Raw genomic sequence first — 26,286 nt, forward strand, 5'->3', positions numbered from 1 at the left:
ACCGTGAGGGCGCGCCTGCAGGTGCTGGCGGTGGAGCAGCGCGAGACCTTCTGGCGCTCGCTGCAGACGCTGAGCCTGACGCGCATGGTCATCGCCATCGTCCTGCTGCTGTATCTGGTCGTCGGCGGCCTGGGCTGGCAGGGCGTCGGCAATTTCGCCTACGGCGAGATTTGCTCCGGCTATTTGCTGGTGGCGGCCGTGTTCGCGCTGCTGACGGTGTACTGGCGCCAGCGCTTCCTGGCCCAGCTGCTGGTGCAACTGGCCGTCGACGTGAGCGTCATCTCGCTGCTGTACATGGACGCCGGCGGCGTGCGCAGCGGCCTGGCCATCCTGTATCTGTTCCCGCTGGCCGGCGCGGCCATCCTGGCGCCGCTGCTGCTGGCGCTGTTCGGCGCGGCGCTGGTGACGCTGTTCATGCTCTCCGAGAGCACCTACCAGATTTTCCTGATGGCCGGCGAGCGCAGCGTGCTGCAGGCCGGCCTGTACGGCGCCGCCTTCTTCGCCGTGGTGCTGCTGGTGAGCCGCCTGGCCGCGCGCCTGATCGGCCAGGAGGAGCTGGCGGCGCAGCGCGGCAACGCGCTGGCGATCCAGCAGGCCATCAACCGCCTGGTCATCGCCGACATGGGCGACGGCATCCTCGTGGCCGGCCGCGACGGCCAGGTCTTCACCGGCAATCCGGCCGCCCAGCAGATGCTGGGGCTGGCCGGCCTGGAGCTCAACTTCCGCCTGGCCGACATGGCCAGCCTGCAGCCGATCGCCGTCGCCTACGCCGACTGGCTGGCCGAGCCGGCCCGCAGCACGGCCTTCGTCACCGTCAAACCCTACACCGACGCGGCGCTGCAGGGCGTCACGGCGGCCTGGGGCGGCCGGCGCGACCTCGCCACCCACTTGAAGGTGCGCTTCGCCACCGTCGACACGGCCGGCCTGGCGGCCGAGCGCAGCGTGATTTTCCTGCAGGACGTGACGGCCATCGAAAATCAGGCGCAGCAACTGAAGCTGGCGTCGATGGGGCGGCTGACGGCCAGCATCGCCCACGAGGTGCGCAATCCGCTGTCGGCGATCGGCCACGCCACCGCGCTGCTCAGCGACGACCTGGTTGAACCGGTGCAGCGCCGCCTGCTGAAGATCGTCGCCGACAACGTGGCGCGGGTGAACCGCATGGTCGAGGACATCCTGCAGCTGTCGCGCAAGGTGCAGGTGCAGGACGCGTCGCTGGCGCTGGCGCCCTTCCTGGCCGAGCTGAGGGCGGAGTTCCAGGAGACCCACGCGCTGGCCGCCGACGTCGTCCGCCTGGCCGACTGCGGCGCGGCCCAGGTCCGCTTCGACCCGCTGCACCTGCGCGAAATCCTCCTCAACCTGCTCAGCAACGCGGCCCGCTACGCCAGCGGCGCGCCGGCCAGCATCGAGCTGTTCGTCGTCGGCGGCAAGGGCAGGCGCATGGAATTGCACGTGCAGGACGACGGCCCGGGCATTTCGCCCGAAGTGCGCGCCCACTTGTTCGAGCCGTTTTACACGACCTCCAGCAAGGGCACGGGGCTGGGACTGTATCTGGCGCGCGAACTGTGCTTGAATAACGGCGCGCTGCTCGATTATGAATTCCATTTCGGCGCAGGCGGCGAGCAGCGCGCCAGCGGCAGGTTCGTCATCACCTTCGCGGCGCCCCTATGAGCGTATCCGGCAACAGAAAGGCTGTACCATGAGCTCTCCCCGTATTCTCGTCGTCGACGACGAGGCCGACCTGCGCGAACTGCTGGAGATCACGCTGCTGAAGATGGGGCTGGACGTCGACAGCGCCGCCTCGCTGGCGCAGGCGCGCGGCTTCCTCGCGCACACCGAGTACGCGCTGGTGCTGACCGACATGCGCCTGGGCGACGGCCTGGGCCTGGAACTGGTGCGCGAGGTGGTGGCCACATATAAGAACACGCCGGTGGCCGTCGTCACGGCCTTCGGCAGCGCCGACAACGCCGTCGTCGCGCTGAAGGCGGGCGCCTTCGACTATGTCTGCAAGCCCGTCGCGCTGGACCAGCTGCGCCTGCTGGTGCAGTCGGCGCTGGGCCTGAGCGCGCCGGCGCGGCGCGCCCAGGCCAGCGCGGCCGCGCCGGCCTCGCGCCTGAAGGGCGAGTCGGCCGTCGTGCAGGCGCTGCGCGCGCAGATCGCCCGGCTGGCCCGCTCGATGGCGCCGATCGCCATCAGCGGCGAGTCCGGCAGCGGCAAGGAGCTGGCCGCGCGCGAGATCCACGCGCAAAGCGCCCGCGCCGAGCAAGCTTTCATCGCCGTCAACTGCGGCGCCATTCCCGAGGCGCTGATGGAGGCCGAGTTCTTCGGCTACCGCAAGGGCGCCTTCACCGGCGCCGCCGACGAGCGCGACGGCTTCTTCCAGGCCGCCCACGGCGGCACGCTGATGCTCGACGAGGTGGCCGACCTGCCGCTGGCGATGCAGGTCAAGCTGCTGCGCGCGATCCAGGAGCGGCGCGTGCGCAAGATCGGCGCCACCGCCGAGGAGGCCGTCGACGTGCGCATCATCAGCGCCACCCACCAGGACCTGGCCGCCTGCGTCGCCGCCGGGCGCTTCCGCCAGGACCTCTTCTACCGCCTGAACGTGATCGAGCTGCGCCTGCCGCCGCTGCGCGAGCGCCTCGACGACCTGGCCGTGCTGACCGAGGCCATCCTGGCGCGCCTGGCCGGCGCCGGCCAGCCGGCCACGCTGACGCCGGCCGTGCTGGCGGCGCTGCGCGCCTACTCCTTCCCCGGCAATGTGCGCGAGCTGGAGAACATCCTGGAACGGGCGCTGGCCTATGCCGACGACGGCGTCATCGGCGTCGGCGACCTGGCGCTGAAGGGCGCCGCGGCCGCGCCGGCGCCGGCGCCGGAAGCGCCGGAAGTGGCGGAGGCGGCGGAGGCGGCGGAGGCGGGCGATCCGGCCGCCGCCGGCGCGCCCGCCGCGGCCGATCCGGCGGCGCCGCGCTTCGCCTTCGCCGCGCCGGCCATCGCGCCGGCCGCGGCGCTGCCGAACTGCCTGCCCGACTACCTGAACCAGGTCGAGCGCGACATCATCCTGCGCGCGCTGGCGCAGACCCAGTTCAACCGCACCCAGGCGGCGCAACTGCTGGGCATCAGCTTCCGCCAGCTGCGCTACCAGATGCAGAAGCTGAATATCCAGGAGCCGGACGCGTGAGGCCCGACTGGACGGTGGCGCAGGATGGCTGGTGCGCCGCCGCGCTGCGCTACGAGACGCCGTTTTGCGACGCCCGTCCGGCCGGCACCGACATCGACCTGCTGGTGATCCACAACGTCAGTTTGCCGGCCGGGCAGTTCGGCGGCCCGCATGTGTCCGACTTGTTCACCGGCCGCTTGGACTATAATGCCGATCCCGCGTTCGCCGGCTTGCGCGGCCTGGAAGTGTCGGCGCACTTTTTCCTGCGCCGCGACGGCCGCGTCATTCAATATGTTTCTGCCAACGACAGGGCCTGGCACGCCGGCCTGTCGGCGTTTGGCGGGCGCGAGCGCTGCAACGGCTTTTCCATCGGCATCGAGCTGGAAGGCTCGGACTTCGTGGCCTTCACCGCAATGCAATACGCGGCGCTGGCGGCGTTGACGGCGGCCCTGCAGACGCGCTACCGCCTGCTCGACGTGTGCGGCCACGAGCATATCGCGGCCGGCCGCAAGACCGATCCGGGGCCCTGTTTTGACTGGAAACTTTATAAAAAAACATGGGAAGAAACCTTGCGCAAGACGCCAGGGTTAGCGCTTACTCACCGGGCATTGCGCTTCCCCTCGGGACTCTGAAAAGTCAACCGAAATTGATATGGAAATACAAAAATTTACTACCGGCGGGCGCTTGAAAAGTATTGCGCCAGCTCCAGATGGGCACTACAATTAGTGCATAACTTAAGGCTTTTCACTATATGTAGTGCCACCTCGGATGGATTCTTCGAATTATTCAAAGCGGCTGGCCGGCTGATGGATAGCCTGGAGCTGGTGCAGACTACCCTGTTTTCTGTCGATGTACCGCCGGCCAGGCAGGCATGGTCGGCTGCTGTATCTTTGTCTTTTTTAACTATATTTATCTGATGAACTCGCCTCACCGGGCGTTCTCAATTCACACACAGCGGCAGACCCTGCCCGCTGTTACCGGGAGCTTCAATGCAATCAACCTCAGACATTTCCATTCATCCAGCGGCAAGCCCTGCGGCGCCGACCTCGGCGAACCATAGCGTGGCCACTTCCGCTGGCGCCCTGGGCGACTACCGCATCATCCGTCGCAACGGTTCCGTGGTGGCGTTTGAGCCGTCGAAGATCGCCATCGCCATGACCAAGGCCTTCCTCGCCGTCAGCGGCGGCCAGGGCGCGGCCTCGGCGCGCGTGCGCGAACTGGTCGAGCAGCTCACCGACGGCGTCGTCGCCGCGCTGGTGCGCCGCCAGCCGGGCGGCGGCACCTTCCACATCGAGGATGTGCAGGACCAGGTGGAATTGTCGTTGATGCGTTCGGGTGAGCACGACGTGGCCCGCGCCTACGTGCTGTACCGCGCCAAGCACATGGAAGAGCGCCGCTTGCAAAAAGAAGCGCAGCAGGGCGGTGCCAGCGCCGCCGCCGCGCCGCAGTTGCACGTGACGGAAAACGGCGTGCGCCGCGTCCTCGACATGAACCAGGTGCGCGACCTGATCAACGCCGCCTGCGTCGGCCTGGAAAAGCACGTCGACGCCGAGGCGATCCTGGCCGAGACGGTGAAGAACCTGTACGACGGCGTGCCCGTCGAAGAGCTGCACAAGTCGGCCATCCTGGCCGCCCGCGCGCTGATGGAAAAAGACCCGGCCTACAGCCAGGTCACGGCGCGCATCTTGCTGCACACGGTGCGCAAGGAAGTGTTCGGCAAAGAGGTGCCGCAGGCGGCGGCGGCCGCCCACTACATCGACTACTTCCCGGCCTACATCGCCAAGGGCATCGCCGCCGAGCTGCTCGACCCGCGCCTGGCCGAGTACGACCTGGCCCGCCTGGCCAAGGCCCTGGTGGCCGACCGCGACCTGCAATTCGGCTACATCGGCCTGCAAACCCTGTACGACCGCTATTTCCTGCACATCAATGAAGTGCGCATCGAAATGCCGCAGGCCTTCTACATGCGCGTGGCGATGGGCCTGGCCCTGAACGAGACGGACCGCGAAGCCCGCGCCATCGAGTTCTACAGCCTGCTGTCCTCGTTCGACTTCATGAGCTCGACCCCGACGCTGTTCAACTCCGGCACGCGCCGCTCGCAACTGTCCTCGTGCTACCTGACGACCGTCTCGGACGACCTGGAAGGCATCTACGACGCCATCAAGGAAAACGCGCTGCTGGCCAAGTTCGCCGGCGGCCTGGGCAACGACTGGACCCCGGTGCGCGCGCTGGGCGCCCACATCAAGGGCACCAACGGCAAATCGCAGGGCGTCGTGCCGTTCCTGAAAGTGGTCAACGACACCGCCGTCGCGGTCAACCAGGGCGGCAAGCGCAAGGGCGCCGTCTGCGCCTACCTGGAAACCTGGCACATGGACATCGAGGAATTCCTCGACCTGCGCAAGAACACCGGCGACGACCGCCGCCGCACCCACGACATGAACACGGCCAACTGGATTCCCGACCTGTTCATGAAGCGCGTGATGGAAAAGGGCGATTGGACCCTGTTCTCGCCTAGCGAGGCGCCGGACCTGCACGACAAGGTCGGCAAGGCTTTCGAGCTGGCTTACACCGGCTACGAGGCGCGCGCCGCCGCCGGCGAGATCCGCGTGTTCAAGAAGATCGCCGCGCTGGACCTGTGGCGCAAGATGCTGTCGATGCTGTTTGAAACCGGCCACCCTTGGATCACCTTCAAGGACCCTTGCAACATCCGCAGCCCGCAGTCGCACGTCGGCGTGGTGCACAGCTCGAACCTGTGCACGGAAATCACGCTCAACACCAACGACAAGGAAATCGCCGTCTGCAACCTGGGCTCGGTGAACCTGCCGGCCCACATGAAAGAGGGCAAGCTGGACCATGTCAAGCTGCAAAAGACCGTGCGCACCGCCATGCGCATGCTCGACAACGTCATCGATATCAACTACTACGCCGTCGAGAAGGCGCGCGCCTCGAACATGGCGCACCGCCCGGTCGGCATGGGCATCATGGGCTTCCAGGACTGCCTGCACATGATGCGCGTGCCGTTTGCCTCGGACGCCGCCGTCAGCTTCGCCGACACCTCGATGGAAGCGGTCTGCTACTACGCCTACCTGGCCTCGACCGACCTGGCCGAGGAACGCGGCCACTACAGCTCCTACAAGGGCTCGCTGTGGGACCGCGGCATCCTGCCGCAGGACTCGCTCAAGCTGCTGGCCGAAGAGCGCGGCGGTTACCTGGAAGTGGACGGCTCGTCGGCCATGGACTGGTCGCTGGTGCGTTCGCGCATCAAGCAGTTCGGCATGCGCAACTCGAACTGCGTGGCGATCGCTCCGACCGCCACCATTTCCAACATCATCGGCGTGTCGGCCTGCATCGAGCCGACCTACCAGAACCTGTACGTGAAGTCGAACCTGTCGGGCGAATTCACCGAGATCAACGCCTACCTGGTGCGCGACCTGAAGGCGCGCAACCTGTGGGACGAGGTGATGATCTCCGACCTGAAATACTTCGACGGCAGCCTGACCAAGATCGACCGCATCCCGCAAGACCTGCGCGAACTCTACGCCACCGCCTTCGAAGTGTCGCCAAGCTGGCTGGTGGAAGCGGCGTCGCGCCGCCAGAAGTGGATCGACCAGGCCCAGTCGCTGAACATCTACATGGCCGGCGCCTCGGGCAAGAAGCTCGACGAAACCTACAAGCTGGCCTGGCTGCGCGGCCTGAAGACCACCTACTACCTGCGCACCATCGCGGCGACGCACATGGAGAAATCGACTTCCCGCACCGGCGCGCTGAACGCGGTGGCGGTCGACGGCGGCATGTCCGCCAGCGCCCAGGCCGCGCAAGCGGCCGCCGCCCCGGCCGTGGCCGCCGCGGCGGAAGCGGACGGCGCGGCGTGCTACCTGCGCCCCGGCGATGACGGTTTCGAGGAATGCGAAGCCTGCCAATAAGCTGGGCGCCGGCGCGGCCACGGCCGCGCCGGCCCGGCTAGAACGAGTTTGACCCGACCCGGCCGTGCCGGGCGGGCTTTTTGACAGATAAAGGAAATACCACCATGTTGTCTTGGGATGAGGAAGTTTCGTCGGCGCCCGCGCCACGCCAGCCGCAGCAAGCGCCTTTGGGCGACACCGGCTTGAACCAGGCCGCGGCGGCCGAGCCGCAGGCCGACGCGGAGTCGCTGGCCAAGCGCGTCAACGCCGACGACAAGCGCATCATCAACGGCAAGACCGACGTCAACCAGCTGGTGCCGTTCAAATACAAATGGGCCTGGGACAAATACCTGGCCGGCTGCGCCAACCACTGGATGCCGCAGGAAGTGAACATGCAGCGCGACATCGAGCTGTGGAAGAACCCGAACGGCCTGACCGACGACGAGCGCCGCCTCGTCAAGCGCAACCTGGGCTTCTTCGTCACGGCCGACTCGCTGGCCGCCAACAACATCGTGCTGGGCACCTACCGCCACATCACGGCGCCGGAATGCCGCCAGTACCTGCTGCGCCAGGCTTTCGAGGAAGCCATCCACACCCACGCCTACCAGTACATCGTCGAGTCGCTCGGCCTGGACGAGGGCGAGATCTTCAACGCCTACAACGAAGTCAAGTCGATCCGCGACAAGGACGAGTTCCTGATCCCCTTCATCAACACGCTGACCGACCCGGCCTTCACCACCGGCACCGTGGAAAACGACCAGAAGCTGCTGAAGTCCCTGATCGTCTTCGCCTGCCTGATGGAAGGTCTGTTCTTCTACGTCGGCTTCACGCAGATCCTGGCGCTGGGCCGCCAGAACAAGATGATGGGCGCCGCCGAGCAGTACCAGTACATCCTGCGCGACGAATCGATGCACTGCAACTTCGGCATCGACTTGATCAACACGATCAAGATGGAAAATCCGCAGCTGTGGACGGCCGCTTTCCGCGAGGAGATCAAGGCGCTGTTCCTGAAAGCCGTCGACCTGGAATACGCCTACGCCGAAGACACGATGCCGCGTGGCGTCCTGGGTCTGAACGCGCCGATGTTCAAGGGTTATTTGCGCTTCATCGCGAACCGCCGCGCGCAGCAAATCGGCCTCGAACAATTGTTCGCGCAAGAAGAAAATCCTTTCCCTTGGATGAGCGAAATGATCGACTTGAAGAAGGAGCGTAACTTCTTCGAGACCCGCGTCATCGAGTACCAAACTGGTGGTGCGCTGAACTGGGAATAAGCCGATTTGCTGCGCTACCGTGAAATAGCGTACGTATCCTGCAAAAAAGCATACGAAATCGCGTCGTGCCGGTTGCGCATTGACAAGGTTTTCGTGTACTTTATGAGATTGAAAATGCGAGCAATAAAACGCGCGGTTTTTTGAGCCGCGCGGCGACGCAAAAAATCGCAAAATCGGGATACAGATTCACACGGATATGCACAAACCCACACCGTTTTTTTCTGCCGCCATGCCTGAATTTTTTCAGGCATGGCGGTTTTTGTTTTGAAGAATGGGGTGCGGCTGCGGACACGTTGAAGGACGTCGAGAAGTCGTCCGGACGCGGGGTCGCAACACACCAGACTTTGCCACCAGCTGCGAGATAGGGCAGGGTGGCACCGACGATGGCTGAAGTGCTGCAAACGTGAGGAGTTGCAGCAGTTCAGCTGGTGCCGAATTCATTAGCGCAAACCAGTCGTTTGTGCCGATGAATAATTCGCCTGACCCAATATGATGGGTTGGACGGGTTTTAATCTTGTAGCGTAAATTTCTCATCTCAGATGAAGGAGAGACAAATGGCAACAGCCGCTAAGAAACCAGCAACAAAGAAACCAGCCGCCAAGGCTGCGCCCGCCGCTAAGAAACCGGTGGCCGCAGTGAAGGCAGTGGCCGCTAAACCAGTCGCGAAAGCCGCAGCGAAGCCAGTAGTCAAGGCCGCCGCTAAGCCAGCCGCGAAAGCAGCCGCCAAACCGGCAGCAAAACCAGCAGTGAAAGCGGCAGCGAAGCCGGCAGCAAAAGTGGCGGCGAAGCCAGCGGCGAAAGCAGCGGCCAAGCCAGCGGCAAAAGCAGCAGCCAAGCCAGCAGCAAAAGTAGCGGCGAAGCCAGCAGCGAAAGCGGCAGCCAAGCCAGCGGCGAAAGCGGCAGCCAAACCAGCGGCAAAAGCGGCAGCGAAGCCAGCGGCAAAAGCCAAACCAGTAGCAAAAGCAGCGGCCAAGCCAGCGGCAAAAGCAAAAGCGGCGGCCAAGCCAGCGGCAAAAGCGAAAGCAGCAGCCAAGCCAGCGGCAAAAGCAGCAGCCAAGCCAGTAGCAAAAGCCAAAGCAGCGGCCAAGCCAGCGGCAAAAGCGGCAGCGAAGCCAGCGGCGAAAGCAGCAGCCAAGCCAGCGGCTAAAGCGAAAGCGGCAGCCAAGCCAGCGGCAAAAGCAAAAGCAGCAGCCAAGCCAGTAGCAAAAGCCAAAGCAGCGGCCAAGCCAGCAGCAAAAGCAGCAGCGAAGCCAGCGGCAAAAGCAGCAGCGAAGCCAGCAGCTAAAGCAGCAGCCAAGCCAGCGGCTAAGGCAGCAGCCAAGCCAGTAGCAAAAGCTGCAGCGAAGCCAGCGGCAAAAGCGGCAGCGAAGCCAGCGGCGAAAGCAGCAGCCAAGCCAGCAGCGAAAGCGGCAGCCAAGCCAGCGGCTAAGGCAGCAGCCAAGCCAGTAGCGAAAGCAGCGGCGAAGCCAGCGGCCAAAGCAGCAGCGAAGCCGGCAGCTAAAGTTGTAGCGAAGCCAGCTGCTAAAGCAGTAGCGGCTAAGCCAGCGGCTAAAGCGGCAGCCAAGCCAGCTGTAAAAGCGGCAGCCAAGCCGGCAGCTCCGGCTCCAGTCGCAGCGCCAGTGGTAGCGGCTCCGGCAGCGGCCGCAGCGCCAGCCGCAGCGAAGCCAGTCGCGAAAAAAGCGGCAGCCAAGCCTAAGAAGGCAGCGCCTAAGAAGGCAGTTGTGGCCAAGCCGGCTGCGGCCGTCGCCCCAGCAGCAAAAACAGTGTTGGCGCCGGCAGCAGCCTGGCCGTTCCCGACCAGCACTCGCCCATCGTAACCAAGTTCGCTTGGGTGCCTGGATGAGGCAATGCCGCTGTGTGAATTAATCACACAGCGGTTTTTTTTGGAGAATTGTCGTGCTGAGTATTCTTACGTTAATCGTTGACACCATTGCCAGCGTGTTGGGTGGCGTCTTGTTGTTGCGGTTCTGGATGCAGGCAGTCCGGGTGCGGCCACCGTCGTCGGTCGCCCAATTCACGTTTCAACTATCCGACTGGCTGGTGCGGCCCCTGCGCCGTATCGTTCCCGGCGTCGGCGGATATGACTGGGCCAGCCTGATTGGCGCCTTCCTCGTTGTTCTGCTGGCATCGTCAGTCTTCTTGATCGCCGGCGTGCCGTTCCAAATTATTCTGGTGCATGCGCTGAAGCGCTTCATGCAGTGGATCATTTACGGTTTCATGGCCTTGCTCATTATCGAGGCAATTTTCAGCTGGATTAATCCGCACGCGCCGCTGGCGCCGTTTGTGCGCGCCCTGAACGAACCATTGCTGCGTCCCCTGCGCAAGGTCGTTCCGCTGGTCGGCAATCTGGACTTGTCGTTGTTGGTCGCACTGATTTTGCTGCAGGTGGCGCAATTATTGGTGAATATGCTGTTTGCGGGCGCATGAGTAAAGCTTGGTGTTCGGCGCTGCCGGGCGGAGTCCGCCTGGCCGTGCAAATTACGGCCAACGCCAAGAAAACCGAAGTCATCGGCGTGCTCGATGACGCCTTGAAGTTGAAGTTGCACGCGCAACCCATCGAAGGCAAGGCGAACGAGGCCCTGATACGCTATCTGGCCGATACGCTGGACGTGCCCAGAAGCGCCATTACGCTTACCCACGGGCAGACCAACAAGCGCAAGCTGCTGGAAATCGTCTCGGCCCGGCTGACGCCGGAAGACGTGGCGCGCCGGCTCGGCCTGGGCGGCGCCAACTGAAGCCGCGCGCGGCGCCGGCGCCCATTTCCCCTTATTCCAAAAATATTAATTTTATTGTAAATATAAGCACGTCGTAGTACATTGATGTGTTCGTTTCTGCTGTTGATATCGCTTCTGCTATCGCTTCCGCACGCCCGTTGTTCCTTGTTTTAGTTTGCATCCATGACACCTTTGGTCACTCTGGTCGTATTCATAAGGAGACACAACTATGGCAACAAATAGTATCTACCGCATCCACCCGTCGATAGGCGTCGCCCGGGTCGGCAACAGCCCCGATGAGTTTTATCTCGCTCCCGATTCGATAGGCGGTTTGCCGATCGAGGTGGACGCGTCGAACAATCCGCTGCGCGATGCCGGCGGCGCCAGCGTCAAGGTGACGCAGTTCAAGGACAACCAGGGCCGCGTCAAGCGCCAGGCCGCCACCTTCGCCATTTATCGCAGCGACCCGGCCAACCCCGGCGTCGAAGTGCCGGTCGATCTGAGCGACCCGGAGATTGCCTCCATCGAGTGGACGGTGCACCTGGCCAACAAGAAAGCGGCCTGGTGGGACTTCGTGCCGCTGCTGGGCGACTTGATGTTCGGCCCCGACAATAGCTACGAGACGTGGCAGAACCCGCCGCCGGCGTGGAACGTCGGCGATAGCGCCTGGACCAATTTCCGCAACAGCGACACCAGCGGCGCGCAGCGCCAGAGCCTGATCATCGATCCGGGGCCGCGCACCGTCAGCCTGCCGGGCCAGCGCGCCGAATTCATCAAGGAAAGCGTGCCGCCCGAGTACACCTTTGCCTCCTTCCCCGATCCGGCCAAGGTGACCCAGGGCTTGCCCGTCAGGTCGCTGGGTGAAATCCGTTCCGATTCGCGGGGTAACCTGCTCGTCATGGGCGGCTTCGGCAACGCCGGCGGCAGCGAAAGCATCACCGGCTTCGGCGGCGGCGACACCTGGCACGACGACATTGCCGACGGCCCCGTCACGGCCCGCGTGACGCTGAACGGCGGTGCGGTGCTGGAATTGCAGGCGTGGGCCGTTATCGGCTCGCCCAAGTTCGCCCCCGAGCTGGTGAATATTTCGACCTGGGACGATGTCGCCACCGACTGCGCGCTGAAGTACCTGGGCGCCCGCCCGGACATCTACAACGCCGACCGGCCGGAATGGGCCGACAACGAGGGCTGGAACCCGAACTACATCGTCAATTACTGGCAGGACATCAAGCCCTTCCTGAACCGCATCGCCGACTACCAGTGGGTCGCCACCGTGCCGTCGATGACGGCCTTCATCAACCCGCCGTTCGACCCGCTGGACGCGTCCGAGGCGACGAAGGCACAGCGCGAAGCCTTCCTCGGCTATTTCCGCAAGCCGTCGCAGCGGCGCATGGCGACGCAGGAAGCGCCGGCCGGCTTCACGGACGGGCAGAACCAGCAATTGTTCAGCGCCGCCACCGATCCGGACCCGGCCGCCGGCATCCCGCTGATGCCGCTCAATTCGGGGACGAACTCGGTGCGCAACAACGTCATCGACAAGTTTTCCGTGCTCACCGACACCCAGTACTACCTGCTGCAGCAGTGGGCGCGCGGCTGCTTCTCGTCCCAGGCGCCGGCCTTGAGCATTCCCGGCGTGCATCCGCTCGACCAGGTTGGCGTCGGCAACTGCGTCGGCGAACCGATGTGCCCCGGCATCGAGGTGACCTGGAGCGTGCGCAACCCGACCGTGTACGCGGCGCCCTTCGTCATCCGCCACCGCCACGCCCAGGAATATTATTACCAGAACGGCTTGTCCTGGCAGGAAGACGAGACGGCGCCCGCCGATTGGAACGCCCCCACCATCGGCCTCGGTTGCGAGCCGGGCGACCTGACCAAGCGCATGGCGATCCCGTGGCAGGCGGACTTCTTCGATTGCTCGGTGCAGTTCATTAACTTCGACAATCCGAACATCGTCAAAGACCCGATCAGCATGATTCCCGTGCCGCCGACCTACTATGCTTACTGGTGGCCGCCGCAAAGCCCGTGGAACGTCCTCAGCGGCGCCAGCACCGTCGAAGAGCAGAAGGTGTCCGGCATCCCGGCCGGCTTGCAGGTGCTGTACAGCCGCGGCATCAACAGTTTCACGCAGATGATCACGGCGTGGAAGTACCTCGGTTTCGTGCTGAACCAGAACACCGACCCGCTGCACGGCCGCCAGTACCCGTATTTTGTCGAAAAGGAGCGCAATCACGATCGCTACCACGTCGCCAGCGTCGCCGTCGGCAACGTCAGCAGCTTCGTTACCGGGGACGATTCCAACTTCTACCCGGCCTGGTTCCTCAAGGACGAAGACCCGCAAACGCACAACGGCGACACGCCGCGCAAGCTCCTGGTGGCGCGACGTGGCCGTACCAGCCGCTGACGCGGGCGGGGTGGCCGCCGCCGATTATGACGTCGTCATCATCGGCGGCGGCCCGGCGGGCGCCGCCGCCGCCATCACGCTGCGCCGCTACGGCGGCTTGCGGGTGGCGCTTGTCGAGCGCCGCCCTTTCGACCCCTACCGTCCGGGCGAGACGGTGTCGCCGGCCCTGTTTCCGCTGCTGGAATACCTGGGCATCGCGCGCGAGGGCTTCGAGCGCCAGCACCTGCGCTCGTATGCACACGCGGCCGCCTGGGGCAGCGCCGACCTGGTGGTGCGCGATTTCCTGTTCACGGGGCAGGGCAGCGGTCTGCACCTGGACCGCATGGCCTTCGACGCGATGCTGCTGGACGAGGCGGCGCGGCTGGGCGCCGTCGTGCTGCAGCCGGCCGAGTTGCTGCGCATCACGCCGGGGCCGCGCTGGCGCCTGGCGTTGCGCCAGCGCGGCTGCGCGCTGAGCCTGAGCGCGGCCTATGTGATCGATTGCAGCGGCCGCAGCAGCGTGCTGGTGCGCCAACAGGGTTGCCCGGTGCTGCAGACGGACCGCATGGTCGGCGTGTACGCGTATTATCCGGCGGGGATGGCGCGCGAGCGCCTGCAGCAAACCCTGGTGGAGACGACCGAACAGGGCTGGTTCTACCTGGCGCCCTTGCCGCAGCAGCGCACGGCCGTGGCCTTCATGACGGATGCGGAAACGCTGCGCGGGCTCGATTTACTGGACCCTGCCTGCTGGCGCAGGCATGGGCTGGCCACCGAGCACATCGCGGGCCTGTTGCGGGACTTGCCGGAGCCGCAGGCGTTTCGCCAGTATCCGATACACAGCCGGGTTGCGCGCCTGCCGGCGCAGGCGGCGTGGACGGCGGCGGGCGACGCCGCCGCCTGCTTCGACCCGATCTCGTCGCTGGGGATAGGGCACGCGCTCAGCTCCGGCATCCACGCGGCAAGGGTGGCGCACGCGCATGTCGGGCAACTGGAGGGGCTGGGGGAGTCGTACCGGGAGTCGCTGCTGGCGCACTTCAAGACCTATGTGCAGACCCGGCGCGGCTTCTACTCCAGCGAGCGGCGCTGGCCGCAGGCCGGATTCTGGCGGCGGCGCGTCAACGCCGTCGACGAAGCAGTAAAAGAACCGGGCTGAGAAAACGCCCGGGCAGTACGCGAAAAACCAGTGGCGCCGATCAGTAGCGGTAGCCGAACGCCGCCTCGAAGCGGTCGGCGATGTCGGCCGCCGTCAGCTTGTGGTTTTGCGCGCCCTGGTGGGCGATCTTGATCGCGCCCATCAGGCTGGCCAGGCGGCCCGTGGTTTCCCAGTTTAAATTGTTGGTGATGCCGAACAGCAGGCCGGCGCGGTAAGCGTCGCCGCAGCCGGTCGGGTCCAGCACGGCGTCCGCCTTGACGGCTGGAATGTCGATGCGCTTGCCGCCCGTGTAGATTTCCGAGCCGTTCTCGCCGCGCGTGACGATCAGCGCTTCCAGGCGGCTGGCCATGTCGGGCAGGGTCAGGCCGGTGCGTTCCATCAGCATTTCGATTTCGTAGTCGTTGGCGGTGACGTAGGTGGCCTTGTCGATGAAGTCGATCAATTGCTCGCCGTTGAACATCGGCATTTGCTGGCCCGGATCGAACATGATGGGAATGCCCAGGTCGGCCAGGTCCTTGGCGTGCTTGAGCATGCCCTCGTGGCCGTCCGGCGAGATGATCGCGACGCGGGCCGGGCCGGCCTTGGCGATATCGTTTTCATGGGCGAAAGACATCGCGCCAGGATGGAAGGCGTTGATCTGGTTGTTGTCGACGTCGGCCGTGACGAAGCACTGGGCGTTGTAGCTGTCGGCCTTGATCAAGATGTTTTCGGTGGAAATGCCGAGCTTTTGCAGGCGTTCCAGGTACAGGCCGCAGTCCTGGCCCATCACGCCGACGATGCGCGGCTCGCCGCCCAGCATTTTCAGGCTGTAGGCGATGTTGCCGGAGCAACCGCCGAACTCCGTGCGCAGCGTCGGCACCAGGAAGGAAACGTTAACCTTGTGCAATTGATCGGCCAGCAGGGACTCGCCGAAGCGGCCGTTGAATTGCATGATGGTGTCGATGGCGAGCGATCCGCAGATCAGGGAAGTCTTGGTCATGGTTTTTATGGGTAGAAGATAGCAATATGATAGCCAGCCGCTTTTAGCTGGGCCAGTTCAAAATACAGTTTAACGGCTTGTTCGGATCGTGGGGGGAAACCTTTGCTCACGTCAAGCGTGGCCGGCAGGTAATCGCGCGGCGCGACGACACGGCGCAGCACGGCCTTGTCGTTGCCGTCATTTAAGATCAGTTCGAGGTGCGGCCAGGCTTGCGTGCTGTTGCCGGCGTTGCGCAACACGGTGGCGTAGGAGAAGGTTTGCTCGGCCAGCGTCTGCAGCTCGCCCTGCTCGATGGACAACTGCTCGATCTGGGCCGGCAGTTCCACCCGGCAGCCGAGCACGGCGCAGATCTGCACCAGCGCCGGCTTCAGTTGCGGCACCTGGGACGCCAATTGGTTGCGGAAAGTGCCCACGCCCTGCACCAGCAGCGCGGCGAGCAGGGGCAGCAAGCCGATCGCCATCAGCACGCGCAGCGCCTTGCCGGTGCGCTGGCGGCGCCGGCCCTGTTTGACGAAGCCTGGTTCGTCGCCGGCGTCCCCGGTATCCTCGACATCCTCGGCTTCGATGGTTTCGGCGGCCGATTCCGTGGCCGCGCTTGCCGCCGGTTCCACTGTGGCGGCCGCTTCGGCGCCCGGCGCGGCGCTGGCGACGGGCGGCGCCGCAATCTCTTCAGGCGCAGTGTGGATCGGTGCCTTGCGCCAGACGTCATGTGTGGTTTGCGCCGGCGCGGGGGCAATGGCCGCCACCGGGCTTGCCGGCATTGCCGGTTCGGCCAGCGGGGCGGGCGCCGCCGCCACGGGCTGCGGCTGCGGCGTCACCGGCGCGGCGGGCGCAGGCGCGCTTTTGCGCTGGGCGTAGTCGGGCAGCGTCCCATAGGGATCGTAGGAAATGTCGAAGTCGAGCGCGTAGTCCGACGCATCGTCCGCGGCGGACGGGGCAATCATGGCTGGGGCGGGCGGAATGGCCGTCACCGGCTGCGCGGGCGCGGCCGGATCGAGCAGGGCGGCGTTGCCGTCGAATACTTCCTGGCAAGCGCCGCAGCGTACTATGCCCCCACGCAACTTCAACTGGTCAGCGGCGACCCGAAAGATGGTGTTGCAGTGCGGGCATTTGGTGGCGAGCGCCATTGCGGTGTTTATGCGCCTTCTTGAACGCGGGCCGGCGGCACGGTGTCGCTGCCGAGGCGGCCATGCAAGGCCACCCAGCCGTCTTGCCCGGCCCAAACGGCCAATTTGATGAAGGGTGCATAGGCTTCGGCCACTTCCTCGGCCTGGCGTGCCAGCACGCCCGACAGGATCAACGCGCCGCCGTCGGCGACGCGGCCCGACAGCATGGGCGCCATCAGTTTCAATGGGCTGGACAGAATATTCGCGACGACGGTGTCGAAACGCCGCTCGGCGTGGCCGGACTTGGCAAAGCTGTCCGGCAGGAAGTATTCGATGTCGCAATGGTTGCGCAGCGCATTGTCACGCGCCGATTCGATGGCCTGCGGGTCGATGTCGACGCCGGTGACGACGTCGGAGCCGAGCTTCTTGGCCACCATGGCCAGGATGCCGGAGCCGCAGCCGTAGTCGAGCACGGTTTTGCCGGGCGTGGGATGGGCTTCCAGCCATTCCATGCACAGGCGCGTGGTCGGATGGCTGCCGGTGCCGAAGGCCAGGCCCGGGTCCAGCTCCAGAATCAAGCCTTCGGGGTCCGGCGCCTCATGCCAGCTCGGCACGACCCAGATGTTCTTGCCGATGTGGATGGGCGCGAACTGCGATTGCGTCAGGCGCACCCAGTCCTGCTCTTCCACCGGGCGCAGCGTGAACGGCGGCGGCGCCGCCAGGCGGATGGCGGCGGCCGCGGCCGCCACAATGCCGGCCTGGTCGGCGTCAAGCTCGGTCAGGGCGACGACGCGGCTGTGTTCCCAGGCCGCCTCTTCCGGCTCCATGCCCGGCTCGCCGAACAGGGGTTGCTCGGCATCCGTGCCTTCGTCGGCGTCTTCCACCGACACCGACAGCGCACCCGCCTCCATCAAGGCGTCCGACAGGGCCTCGGCGTGGTCGCGCGCGATTTCGATGACGATTTCAGTCCAACTCATGCCTGTACCTTCAGTTCCGACTTGCTGGCGATGCTGGGGCCCATTTTACTCAGGCTCTTCGACAAATCCGGCATGTCCGCCAGTTTTTGTTCCAGATAGTGAATATTGGTGCCGCCTTCGATGAAGCGGGCGTCGATCATCAGCTCGCGGTGCAGGGCGATATTCGTCGAAATGCCTTCGACCACCATTTCCGACAGCGCGATCTGCATGCGGCGGATCGCCTGTTCGCGCGTGGCGCCGTAGGCGATGACCTTGCCGATCATCGAATCGTAGTGCGGCGGGACATAGTAGCCGGCGTAGGCGTGCGAGTCGACGCGGATGCCGGGGCCGCCCGGCGTGTGCCAGGAGACGATTTTGCCCGGCGATGGCGTGAACTTGAACGGGTCTTCGGCGTTGATGCGGCACTCGATGGCATGGCCGGAGAGCATCACGTCGCGCTGGCGGAAGCGCAGCTTCTCGCCGGCGGCGATGCGGATCTGCTCTTGCACGATGTCGATGCCGGTGATCATTTCGGTGACCGGATGCTCGACCTGCACGCGGGTGTTCATTTCGATGAAATAGAACTCGCCGTTTTCATACAGGAACTCGAACGTGCCGGCGCCGCGGTAGCCGATCTTGCGGCAGGCTTCGGCGCAGCGGTCGCCGATCTTCTCGATCAGCTTGCGCGGGATGCCCGGCGCCGGCGCTTCCTCGATGACCTTCTGGTGGCGGCGCTGCATCGAGCAGTCGCGTTCGCCCAGCCAGACGGCGTTCTTGAATTCGTCGGCGAGGATCTGGATTTCCACGTGGCGCGGATTTTCCAGGTACTTCTCCATATACACTTCGGGATTGCCGAAGGCCGTGCCGGCCTCGGTCTTGGTCATCGCGACGGCGTTCAGCAGGGCCGCCTCGGTGTGGACGACGCGCATGCCGCGCCCGCCGCCGCCGCCGGCCGCCTTGATGATGACCGGATAACCGATCTTGCGTGCCGTTTGGATGATGATCTTGGGATCGTCGGGCAGCGCGCCTTCCGAGCCGGGCACGCAGGGCACGCCGGCCTTGATCATGGTTTGCTTGGCCGAAACCTTGTCGCCCATCAAACGGATCGATTCCGAGCGGGGGCCGATGAAGACGAAGCCCGATTTCTCGACGCGTTCGGCAAAATCGGCGTTTTCCGACAGGAAACCATAACCGGGATGGATGGCCTCGGCATCCGTCACTTCCGCCGCGCTGATGATGGCCGGCATGTTCAGGTAGCTCAGGGTCGAGGGGGCGGGTCCGATGCAGACGGACTCGTCGGCCAGCTTGACGTATTTCGCGTCTTTGTCGGCTTCGGAGTGAACTACAACCGTTTTGATGCCCATTTCGCGACAAGCACGTTGAATGCGGAGGGCAATTTCACCACGGTTGGCAATGAGGATTTTTTCAAACATGGTAGGTTCGCTATGTTCTGTGAGCGCCGGAAGCCGGCGGAACCATCAGTGAAAGGCGCTGCGGGCGGCCGTTTCCGGCCGCCGGGCTGGCTGTTAGCCGATCACAAACAGGGGTTGGCCGAATTCGACCGGTTGACCGTTTTCGACCAGGATCTGGGTCACGACACCAGCTTTGTCCGAGTCGATTTCATTCAAGAGCTTCATCGCCTCGATGATGCAGAGGGTGTCGCCTTCCTTGACGGTGGCGCCGACCTCGACGAAGGCCGGGGAGCCCGGGGCCGACGAACGGTAGAAGGTGCCGACCATCGGCGACTTGACGACGTAGCCGGATGGTTCGACGGCGACGATGGGGGCGGCGGCCGGCGCGGCGCCCATGGGGGCGGCGGCTGGCTGGTAATGCTGTTGCATGCCCTGGGGCTGCATCATGACAACTTGGTTTTGCGGCATGGCGGACGACTTGACGATGCGAACCTTGCTCTCGCCCTCGGTCACTTCCAGCTCGGCGATATCCGATTCGGCGACCAGGTCGATCAAGGTCTTGAGTTTTCGTAAATCCATGTAAAACCCCTAGGAATTATATTGTTATATGAATAATGCGGCAATGTTGCTCACTAGTATCGCCGCGCTAATTGCATGCAGATCGCGTAGATTAACGTGTTTTAAGCACAAAGTCGATGGCAAAGCGATATCCATCGATGCCCAGGCCGCAGATCGTGCCTTGCGCGATCGCGCTCAGAAAAGAATGATGGCGAAACGCTTCGCGCTGATAAATATTTGAAATATGTACTTCAACGAAAGGGATGGCGACCCCTGCCAGCGCGTCGCGCAAGGCCACGCTGGTGTGGGTCAAACCGCCCGGATTGATCACGATGGCGTCCACGCCTTCTATTCTCGCGGCGTGGATGCGGTCGATCAATACGCCTTCATGGTTGCTTTGAAAGCAAGAAAGTTCAGCGCCGGCCGCGGCGGCTTGCGCCTGTGCCGCCAGCTCGACATCGCTCAAGGTGCTCGCCCCGTACACCGCGGGCTCGCGCGTCCCCAGCAAATTCAAATTGGGTCCATTCAGCAGAAGAATTTTTTTTGCCATGTAAGGAAAACCATTTTTCGCGAAAGTTCCGCATTTTGCCGCCAATATAAGGCAATGGCAAGAGAAAAAAACTTATCGAAAAGATTATAGTGTTGATAAGTCTGCACGCAGCTCGGCAAACTTCAAGCGTCCCAGATAGGTCTTTTTGACTTGGCCGTCGGCGCCGATCAGCACCGTGTAGGGCAGGCCGCCGGCCGTATTGCCGAACAGGCGGGACAGATTGGTGCCCTCCAGGCCGGCCACGTAAACGGGATAGTCGATCTTGAATTTTCCGGCGAATTGCGCGATGTTGGCGGGGGAATCAATCCCGATGCCAATAATTTGCAGGTTTTTGCCGGCCATTTCCCTTTGCAGCGCCGACAATTCCGGCATTTCATCAACGCAAGGCGCGCACCACGGCGCCCAGAAATTCACGATCATGGCCTTGCCCCGCCACTGCCCGAGCGCCTGGGTCTTGCCGGCGGCGTCCGCCATCGACTGGGCAAACAGGGCTTGCACGGGGCCGGTCACGCCGGGGGCGGCGCTGGTCGTCTGCGGCCCCGCCTTGTTCTTGCTCAGGCCGACATAAGCTCCCATGCCGCCGAACATGAGCGCGATGAATGCATAGGCCAGTAAATTCTTCTTTTTCATATCGTTTTGTCAAGAATGGGATTTGAACAGTACACACTGTACATGAAATGCGCGGCCGCGCCAGTAATCCGGACGCATACCCCGCGTCCGTCCAAGCGGGCTAGGCCGGGCGGGCTAGGCTAGGCCGGCGCGTGGCTGCTGGCCAGCAGCAGGGCGCGCACGCCGGCCGCGTCGGCGCGCACGGCCTTGCCGTCGGCCTTGGGCTTGCGCGCGCCGCGCAGATCGTCGCGATCATACAGGGCCGCGTGCACGCCCTCCTTATTCCACAGGAAGCTGACGGTTTCCACCGGGTCGAAGCGCGGCCCCTTGAAGTGCGCCGATGTCGAGATGGCGATATCGACGTTCTTATCTAGTAAGAAGATCTGCACCTCCTTGGCGCTGTCGGCGAACAATTGCAGATGGATGTCGGCGTGCGGCCCGGCCGTGCCGTTGAACACGGCGCCCGTCAAATACGGCTGGAAGGACGCCAGCGCCTCCATCACCTGCAGCGCGACGCTGCGCAACTGGAACAGGCGGGCCGGTTGCGTGTCGGCGAGGAACAGCGCGTTATACAGGCGCACCTCGGCCTCGATCTGCGCGTTATCGGGCAGCAAATGGGCGCCGGCCTGGGAGTCGCCGAGCACCTGCCGGGCCGCCTTGCGCTTGGCCGTGCTGTAGTCGGCGCCGTCCTGGGCGATCAGGCGCGCGGCGGCGGCGGCTATCTCGCTGCGCAACTGCGCATCCTCATAAACATTCGTCATCATGCCGCGATCATAGCAAAATCCAGCCGCAAACCGGCATCCGCTCGCCGGATTGCCAGGCTTGCCCGCCTTCTCGGTTAAAATCGCATACTTACACTTTCGCCTGCACTCTCTTCTTAACATGCATATTCATATTCTCGGCATCTGCGGCACCTTCATGGGCGGCCTCGCGGTGCTGGCCAAGGAAGCCGGCCATCGCGTCACCGGCTGCGACGCCAACGTTTATCCGCCGATGAGCACCCAGTTGGAGGCCCAGGGCATTGAACTGATCCAGGGTTACGACCCCGGGCAGACGCAGCTTGCGCCTGATTTATATGTGATCGGCAATGTGGTGTCGCGCGGCAATCCGCTCGTCGAAGAGATTTTGAACCGCAGCCTGCCCTATGTGTCGGGGCCGCAGTGGATGGGCGAACATATATTACGCAATAAATGGGTGCTGGCCGTGGCCGGCACCCACGGCAAGACGACGACGTCGGCGATGTTGACGTGGATACTCGAGGACGCCGGCTACGCGCCCGGCTTCCTGATCGGCGGCGTGCCGATGAATTTCGGTATCTCCGCCCGTTTGTCCGGCAAGGGCGTCGATTCCGACTTCTTCGTCATTGAGGCGGATGAGTACGACACGGCCTTTTTCGACAAGCGCAGCAAGTTCGTCCACTACCACGCGAAAACCGCCGTGATGAATAACCTGGAATACGACCACGCCGACATCTTCCCCGATCTGGCCGCCATCGAGACGCAATTCCACCATCTGGCGCGCACGGTGCCGGGCATAGGCCGCATCGTCTTCAATGCCGACGAGGCGGCGCTGGGCCGCGTGCTGCAGCGCGGTTGCTGGAGCGACAAGGAAAGCTTCGGCCGCGGCGCCGGCCATGACTGGGGAATGACCGAGCACGCCGACGGCAGTTTCGACGTGCTGTTCCAGGGCAAGGCCGAGGGCCGGGTCGAGTGGGCCCTGACGGGCGGGCACAACCGCTGCAACGCGCTGGCCGCCATCGCCGCCGCCCGCCACGTCGGCGTGCCGGTCGCCCAGGCCGCGCAGTCGCTGGCCCGCTTCGAGAATGTCAAGCGGCGCATGGAAGTGCGCGGCGTAGTCAACAATATCACGGTGTTCGACGATTTCGCCCACCATCCGACGGCCATCGCGACGACGGTCGGCGGCCTGCGCCAGAAGCTGGGCGCGGGCGGGCGCATCCTGGCCGTGCTGGAGCCGCGCTCGAACACCATGAAGCTGGGGGCGATGAAGGATGCCTTGCCGGGCAGCTTGGCCGAGGCCGACCTGGTGTTCGGTTTCGGCAGCCGCGAGGCGCTGGGCTGGAGCCTGGGCGACGCGCTGGCGCCGCTGGGCGCGCGCGCCAGCAGTTTCGAGCAGATCGACGCGCTGGTGGCGGCCGTGGCCGCGGCCGCGCTGCCGGGCGACCAGATTATTGTCATGAGCAACGGCGGCTTCGGCGGCGTGCACCAGAAACTGCTGGAGGCCCTGGCCCGATGATCTTGTATCTGCACGGTTTCCGCTCCTCGCCGCTGTCGATGAAGGCGCGCCTGATGGCCGGCCGCATGCACGCGCTGGGGCGCGACGCCGAGTGGCTGTGCCCGCAGCTGCCGGCCTCGCCGAAGGCGGCCATCGCGCTGGCGCTGGCGCTGGTCGAGTCGGTGCCGGCCGGCCAGTTGAGCATCGTCGGCTCCTCGCTGGGCGGTTATTACGCGACTTGGCTGGCCGAGCGCCTCGCCTGCCGCGCCGTCTTGCTGAACCCGGCCATCGTGCCGCTGCAAGACCTCGACAAGCATGTCGGCGTCACCACCGAGTTCCACTCGGACAAGCCGTTCGAGTTCAAGCGCGAGTATATCGATGAGCTGCGGGCACTGAGCGTCGCCCGGATTACCGCGCCGCAGCGCTATTTCCTGATCGCGGCGACCGGCGACGAGGTGCTCGATTACCGCGACATGGTGGCGCACTACGCGGGCGCGCGCCAGCAACTGATTCAGGGCAGCGACCATGGCATTGCCGAGTTCGCCGATTATCTGGCGCCCGTGCTGGCCTTTTGCGGCATCGAGGACGGCGCGCGGTGAGGGGCGGCTCGCTGCGGCAGACCCAATGGCACCGCCACCTGAACGCCGTCAACGCGCCGCCGGCCCTGCGCCATTGGCTGAGCGGCGACGGTTCGCTGACGGCCAAGTTGCGCGCCCACAGCGGCAGCTTCCGCGTCCAGTGCCTGCACCAGCGGACGGCGCGCTGCCTGTCCGACGAGGCGGCGGCCATCGGTTTGCACCGGCCCGGCCGCGTGTGGGAACGGGAAGTGCTGCTCAGGTGTGATAATAGGCCGGTGGTGTTCGGCCACACCGTGGTGCCGATGACGGCGACGGCCTCGGACTGGCCGCTGTTCAGCGCGCTGGGCGAGCGTTCGCTGGGCAGCACGTTGTTCGGCGACCGCCAGGTGCGCCGCGGGGCGCTCGAATATGCGCGTTTGCGCGCCGGCCATCCGCTGGTGCAGCGGGTGCTGGCGGCGCTGGGCGGGGACGCCGGGGCGGAACAGATTGCGTATGCGCGGCGTTGCTTGTATCAGCGCCACCAGGGATTGCTGCTGGTGACGGAGGTTTTTCTGCCGACGCTGCTGGAATTGGTGCGCTACGACAGAAACATTAATAAACAGACGATAAGAACAGAGCAATGAACCTATTTTTCGAAGAATCCGGCGATTTCAAGGTCGGTACGATGATGTCGCAGGCGGGCGAGGCTTACCAGGTCGAGATGCCCAGCGGCAAGCGCACCAAGGTCAAGATCAAGGACGTGCTGCTGCAGTTCGCCGCGCCGGCCCCGGCCGAGTTGCAGGAGCAGGCCAAGGCCGTCGCCGCCGACATCGACCTCGATTTCCTGTGGGAAGTGGCGGGCCAGGAGGAGTTCGGCTTCGCCGAGCTGGGCGCCGAGTATTTCGGCCACGCGCCGCTGGCCCACGAGGCGGCCGGCCTGATCCTGAGCTTGCACTCGGCCCCCGTCTACTTCTATAAGAAGGGCCGCGGCCGCTACAAGGCGGCGCCGGAGGCCGCGCTGAAGGCGGCGCTGGCCGGCATCGAAAAGAAAAAGCAGCAATTGCTGGTGCAGGCCGGCTATGTCGAGGAGCTGAAGGCGAATAGCTTGCCCGCCTCGATGCAAAACATCGTGCTGCAACTGTTGTTCAAGCCGGACAAGAACACCATGGAATACAAGGCGCTGGAGGCGGCGTGCATGGAATTGCACACCAGCGCGGCGCGGCTGATGTTGGCCACCGGCGGCATCGCCTCGCCGAAGGAGTTGCACCTGTCCAAGTTCCTGTTCGAGAACTTCCCCAAGGGCGCCGGCTTCCCCGACGTGCCGGTGCCGGCCGTGACGGCCAAGCTGCCGCTGGCCGACGTGGCCGCCTTCTCCATCGACGACGTGACGACGACCGAGATCGACGACGCCTTTTCCGTCGTCACGCTGGAGGACGGCACGCTGCGCGTCGGCATCCACATCGCCGCGCCGGCGCTGGGCATCCGCCCGGACGACGCCATCGACAAGATGGCGCGCCAGCGCATGTCGACCGTGTACATGCCGGGCGACAAGATCACCATGTTGCCGGACGAGATAGTCGACGCCTTCACGCTGGCCGAGGGCAAGACCTGCCCGGCCCTGTCGCTGTACGCGACGCTGAATCCGGCCGACTGGAGCGTGCTGCAGACCGTCACCCGCGCCGAGCTGGTGCCGATCGCCAGCAATCTGCGCCACAACGACCTGGACGACCTGGTCAACGAGGAAACCCTGGCCAGCGGCGCCGGCGACTACGCCCACAAGGCCGACCTGGGCCTGCTGTGGCAGTGGGCCCAGCAGCTGGAGCAGGGGCGCATGAAGAAGCGCGAGGGCTTCGGCCTGAAGCCGGAGCAGAACAACCGCATCGACTTCAACTTCTACGTCGAGAACGACGTCGTCACCGTGGCGCGCCGCAAGCGCGGCGCGCCGCTGGACAAGATCGTCGCCGAGCTGATGATTTTCGCCAACAGCACCTGGGGCAAGCTGATGCACGACCACGGCGTGCCCGGCATCTACCGCAGCCAGGGCGGCGGCAGTGGCAACGGCTGGGCCGCGAAGATGCAGGTGCGCATGGTCACGCACGCGGCGCCCCACCAGGGCCTGGGCGTCGACCAGTACGCCTGGAGCACCTCGCCGCTGCGCCGCTACACGGACCTGGTCAACCAGTGGCAAATCATCGCCTGCGCCGAGCACGGCGTGACGGCGCCGCTGGTGGCGCCGTTCAAGCCGCGCGACGCGAATCTGTTTGCCATCGTCTCGGCCTTCGACGCGGCCTACGCGGCCTATGGCGATTTCCAGTCGAACATGGAGCGCTACTGGTGCCTGCGCTGGCTGGGCCAGGAAAACGCCCGCCAGGTCGACGCCGTCGTGCTCAAGGATGAAATCCTGCGCCTCGTCGACATTCCGCTGGTGATCAAGCTGCCGGGCATGCCGCAGGTGGCGCGCGGCGCCCAGGTCAAGCTCGACATCCTGCGCTGGGACGAGGTCGACCTGTCGATCGAGGCGCGGCTGCTGGAAATCGCCGCGGCGCCGGAGGCGGCCGACGCCGGGCTGGACTATGAGGACGAGGCCGGCGAGGCCGACGCCGGCATGGCGCCGGAGCAGGCCGACGCGGCCGCCGACGCCGGCGCCGGAGCGGCCGAGCTGGCCGGCGCCGGGCCGGCCGCCGACTAAGCGTGGCGGCGCCGCGAAAAACCTGCGGGTAAGCGGCGCCGATCACGTAGAATCCGTAGAACCGAGC

At 64.8% G+C, this 26,286-nt stretch carries 22 protein-coding genes; 13 read left to right on the top strand and 9 right to left on the bottom strand.

The annotated features are described in order from the left end of the window. Positions 1–3: 3 nt before the first annotated feature. The 5 genes from OIK44_RS14135 (at position 4) to OIK44_RS14155 (ending at position 8,324) form a co-directional block, all read left to right on the top strand. Positions 4–1,668, top strand: coding sequence for a two-component system sensor histidine kinase NtrB (locus OIK44_RS14135; RefSeq protein ID WP_273671455.1), 1,665 nt, complete (start codon positions 4–6; stop codon positions 1,666–1,668). Positions 1,669–1,696: 28 nt separating this feature from the next. Next, positions 1,697–3,175, top strand: a complete 1,479-nt coding sequence (locus OIK44_RS14140) for a sigma-54-dependent transcriptional regulator (protein ID WP_273671456.1) — start codon at positions 1,697–1,699, stop codon at positions 3,173–3,175. Continuing rightward, positions 3,172–3,786 (top strand): 1,6-anhydro-N-acetylmuramyl-L-alanine amidase AmpD, encoded by a 615-nt coding sequence (ampD, locus tag OIK44_RS14145; RefSeq protein ID WP_273671457.1) that lies wholly within the window; start codon positions 3,172–3,174, stop codon positions 3,784–3,786. The genes OIK44_RS14140 and ampD overlap by 4 nt, the downstream gene beginning before the upstream one ends. A gap of 357 nt (positions 3,787–4,143) precedes the next feature. Further along, the gene (locus OIK44_RS14150) at positions 4,144–7,074 is read left to right on the top strand and encodes a ribonucleoside-diphosphate reductase subunit alpha (RefSeq protein WP_273671458.1); all 2,931 of its coding nucleotides are present in this window, start codon (positions 4,144–4,146) and stop codon (positions 7,072–7,074) included. A gap of 104 nt (positions 7,075–7,178) precedes the next feature. Next, positions 7,179–8,324, top strand: coding sequence for a ribonucleotide-diphosphate reductase subunit beta (locus tag OIK44_RS14155; RefSeq protein WP_273671460.1), 1,146 nt, complete (start codon positions 7,179–7,181; stop codon positions 8,322–8,324). 535 nt (positions 8,325–8,859) lie between these two features. Here the strand turns inward: OIK44_RS14155 and OIK44_RS14160 are convergent. Then, on the bottom strand, positions 8,860–9,621 hold the full coding sequence (locus tag OIK44_RS14160) for a hypothetical protein (protein WP_273671461.1): 762 nt from the start codon (positions 9,619–9,621) through the stop codon (positions 8,860–8,862). Between the two features lie 599 nt (positions 9,622–10,220). Here OIK44_RS14160 and OIK44_RS14165 point away from each other — a divergent pair. The 4 genes from OIK44_RS14165 to OIK44_RS14180 all read left to right on the top strand — a co-directional run bounded on the left by OIK44_RS14165 (position 10,221) and on the right by OIK44_RS14180 (position 14,571). Further along, positions 10,221–10,751: a YggT family protein gene (locus tag OIK44_RS14165; protein ID WP_273671463.1), complete on the top strand. Its 531-nt coding sequence runs from the start codon at positions 10,221–10,223 to the stop codon at positions 10,749–10,751. Continuing rightward, positions 10,748–11,059 carry a DUF167 domain-containing protein gene (locus OIK44_RS14170; protein WP_273671465.1) on the top strand — a complete coding sequence of 104 codons (312 nt, stop codon included), beginning with the start codon at positions 10,748–10,750 and terminating at the stop codon, positions 11,057–11,059. The genes OIK44_RS14165 and OIK44_RS14170 overlap by 4 nt, the downstream gene beginning before the upstream one ends. A 208-nt stretch (positions 11,060–11,267) precedes the next feature. Then, positions 11,268–13,439 carry a CTQ-dependent lysine 6-oxidase LodA gene (lodA, locus tag OIK44_RS14175; RefSeq protein ID WP_273671467.1) on the top strand — a complete coding sequence of 724 codons (2,172 nt, stop codon included), beginning with the start codon at positions 11,268–11,270 and terminating at the stop codon, positions 13,437–13,439. Beyond that, positions 13,420–14,571, top strand: coding sequence for an NAD(P)/FAD-dependent oxidoreductase (locus OIK44_RS14180; protein ID WP_273671469.1), 1,152 nt, complete (start codon positions 13,420–13,422; stop codon positions 14,569–14,571). The genes lodA and OIK44_RS14180 overlap by 20 nt, the downstream gene beginning before the upstream one ends. A gap of 40 nt (positions 14,572–14,611) precedes the next feature. Here OIK44_RS14180 and OIK44_RS14185 read toward each other — a convergent pair whose 3' ends face one another. The 8 genes from OIK44_RS14185 to OIK44_RS14220 all read right to left on the bottom strand — a co-directional run bounded on the left by OIK44_RS14185 (position 14,612) and on the right by OIK44_RS14220 (position 21,505). Continuing rightward, on the bottom strand, positions 14,612–15,550 hold the full coding sequence (locus OIK44_RS14185; RefSeq protein WP_273671472.1) for a carbohydrate kinase family protein: 939 nt from the start codon (positions 15,548–15,550) through the stop codon (positions 14,612–14,614). 5 nt (positions 15,551–15,555) lie between these two features. Continuing rightward, positions 15,556–16,677, bottom strand: coding sequence for a zinc-ribbon and DUF3426 domain-containing protein (locus tag OIK44_RS14190; RefSeq protein WP_273671474.1), 1,122 nt, complete (start codon positions 16,675–16,677; stop codon positions 15,556–15,558). An 8-nt stretch (positions 16,678–16,685) separates the two neighbouring features. Next, complete coding sequence (prmA, locus tag OIK44_RS14195) at positions 16,686–17,633, bottom strand: 50S ribosomal protein L11 methyltransferase (RefSeq protein WP_273671476.1); 948 nt, start codon at positions 17,631–17,633, stop codon at positions 16,686–16,688. After that, entirely contained in the window at positions 17,630–19,045 is a 1,416-nt protein-coding gene (gene accC / locus OIK44_RS14200; RefSeq protein ID WP_273671478.1) for an acetyl-CoA carboxylase biotin carboxylase subunit, read from the bottom strand. The genes prmA and accC overlap by 4 nt, the downstream gene beginning before the upstream one ends. 93 nt (positions 19,046–19,138) lie before the next feature. Then, on the bottom strand, positions 19,139–19,603 hold the full coding sequence (accB, locus tag OIK44_RS14205; RefSeq protein ID WP_273671480.1) for an acetyl-CoA carboxylase biotin carboxyl carrier protein: 465 nt from the start codon (positions 19,601–19,603) through the stop codon (positions 19,139–19,141). A gap of 91 nt (positions 19,604–19,694) precedes the next feature. Further along, positions 19,695–20,132: a type II 3-dehydroquinate dehydratase gene (gene aroQ, locus OIK44_RS14210; protein ID WP_273671481.1), complete on the bottom strand. Its 438-nt coding sequence runs from the start codon at positions 20,130–20,132 to the stop codon at positions 19,695–19,697. Between the two features lie 84 nt (positions 20,133–20,216). Continuing rightward, positions 20,217–20,762, bottom strand: a complete 546-nt coding sequence (locus OIK44_RS14215; protein ID WP_273671485.1) for a TlpA family protein disulfide reductase — start codon at positions 20,760–20,762, stop codon at positions 20,217–20,219. Between the two features lie 119 nt (positions 20,763–20,881). Next, positions 20,882–21,505 carry a hypothetical protein gene (locus tag OIK44_RS14220; protein WP_273671488.1) on the bottom strand — a complete coding sequence of 208 codons (624 nt, stop codon included), beginning with the start codon at positions 21,503–21,505 and terminating at the stop codon, positions 20,882–20,884. A 118-nt stretch (positions 21,506–21,623) separates the two neighbouring features. Between OIK44_RS14220 and mpl the strand changes: the two genes are divergently transcribed. Genes mpl through OIK44_RS14240 form a run of 4 tightly spaced genes read left to right on the top strand, consistent with a single transcriptional unit; the run spans position 21,624 to position 26,219 of the window. Then, positions 21,624–22,994, top strand: coding sequence for a UDP-N-acetylmuramate:L-alanyl-gamma-D-glutamyl-meso-diaminopimelate ligase (gene mpl, locus OIK44_RS14225; protein ID WP_273671490.1), 1,371 nt, complete (start codon positions 21,624–21,626; stop codon positions 22,992–22,994). After that, entirely contained in the window at positions 22,991–23,572 is a 582-nt protein-coding gene (locus OIK44_RS14230; protein ID WP_273671492.1) for a YqiA/YcfP family alpha/beta fold hydrolase, read from the top strand. Before mpl ends, OIK44_RS14230 begins: the two co-directional genes overlap by 4 nt. Further along, positions 23,569–24,174: a chorismate--pyruvate lyase family protein gene (locus OIK44_RS14235; protein ID WP_273671493.1), complete on the top strand. Its 606-nt coding sequence runs from the start codon at positions 23,569–23,571 to the stop codon at positions 24,172–24,174. The genes OIK44_RS14230 and OIK44_RS14235 overlap by 4 nt, the downstream gene beginning before the upstream one ends. Further along, positions 24,171–26,219 carry a ribonuclease catalytic domain-containing protein gene (locus tag OIK44_RS14240; RefSeq protein WP_273671495.1) on the top strand — a complete coding sequence of 683 codons (2,049 nt, stop codon included), beginning with the start codon at positions 24,171–24,173 and terminating at the stop codon, positions 26,217–26,219. Before OIK44_RS14235 ends, OIK44_RS14240 begins: the two co-directional genes overlap by 4 nt. Positions 26,220–26,286: the final 67 nt, after the last annotated feature.

Origin of the sequence: Janthinobacterium fluminis (assembly GCF_028595325.1) — a bacterium.
GTDB classification, from domain to species: Bacteria; Pseudomonadota; Gammaproteobacteria; order Burkholderiales; family Burkholderiaceae_D; genus Janthinobacterium; species Janthinobacterium fluminis.

Coding starts and splice junctions, on each gene's coding strand:
- OIK44_RS14140 (WP_273671456.1), top strand. CDS start 1,697: ATGAGCTCTCCCCGTATTCTCGTCGTCGACGACGAGGCCGACCTGCGC.
- OIK44_RS14150 (WP_273671458.1), top strand. CDS start 4,144: ATGCAATCAACCTCAGACATTTCCATTCATCCAGCGGCAAGCCCTGCG.
- OIK44_RS14155 (WP_273671460.1), top strand. CDS start 7,179: ATGTTGTCTTGGGATGAGGAAGTTTCGTCGGCGCCCGCGCCACGCCAG.
- OIK44_RS14170 (WP_273671465.1), top strand. CDS start 10,748: ATGAGTAAAGCTTGGTGTTCGGCGCTGCCGGGCGGAGTCCGCCTGGCC.
- lodA (WP_273671467.1), top strand. CDS start 11,268: ATGGCAACAAATAGTATCTACCGCATCCACCCGTCGATAGGCGTCGCC.
- OIK44_RS14185 (WP_273671472.1), bottom strand. CDS start 15,550: ATGACCAAGACTTCCCTGATCTGCGGATCGCTCGCCATCGACACCATC.
- OIK44_RS14190 (WP_273671474.1), bottom strand. CDS start 16,677: ATGGCGCTCGCCACCAAATGCCCGCACTGCAACACCATCTTTCGGGTC.
- prmA (WP_273671476.1), bottom strand. CDS start 17,633: ATGAGTTGGACTGAAATCGTCATCGAAATCGCGCGCGACCACGCCGAG.
- accC (WP_273671478.1), bottom strand. CDS start 19,045: ATGTTTGAAAAAATCCTCATTGCCAACCGTGGTGAAATTGCCCTCCGC.
- accB (WP_273671480.1), bottom strand. CDS start 19,603: ATGGATTTACGAAAACTCAAGACCTTGATCGACCTGGTCGCCGAATCG.
- aroQ (WP_273671481.1), bottom strand. CDS start 20,132: ATGGCAAAAAAAATTCTTCTGCTGAATGGACCCAATTTGAATTTGCTG.
- OIK44_RS14215 (WP_273671485.1), bottom strand. CDS start 20,762: ATGAAAAAGAAGAATTTACTGGCCTATGCATTCATCGCGCTCATGTTC.
- OIK44_RS14220 (WP_273671488.1), bottom strand. CDS start 21,505: ATGATGACGAATGTTTATGAGGATGCGCAGTTGCGCAGCGAGATAGCC.
- mpl (WP_273671490.1), top strand. CDS start 21,624: ATGCATATTCATATTCTCGGCATCTGCGGCACCTTCATGGGCGGCCTC.
- OIK44_RS14230 (WP_273671492.1), top strand. CDS start 22,991: ATGATCTTGTATCTGCACGGTTTCCGCTCCTCGCCGCTGTCGATGAAG.
- OIK44_RS14240 (WP_273671495.1), top strand. CDS start 24,171: ATGAACCTATTTTTCGAAGAATCCGGCGATTTCAAGGTCGGTACGATG.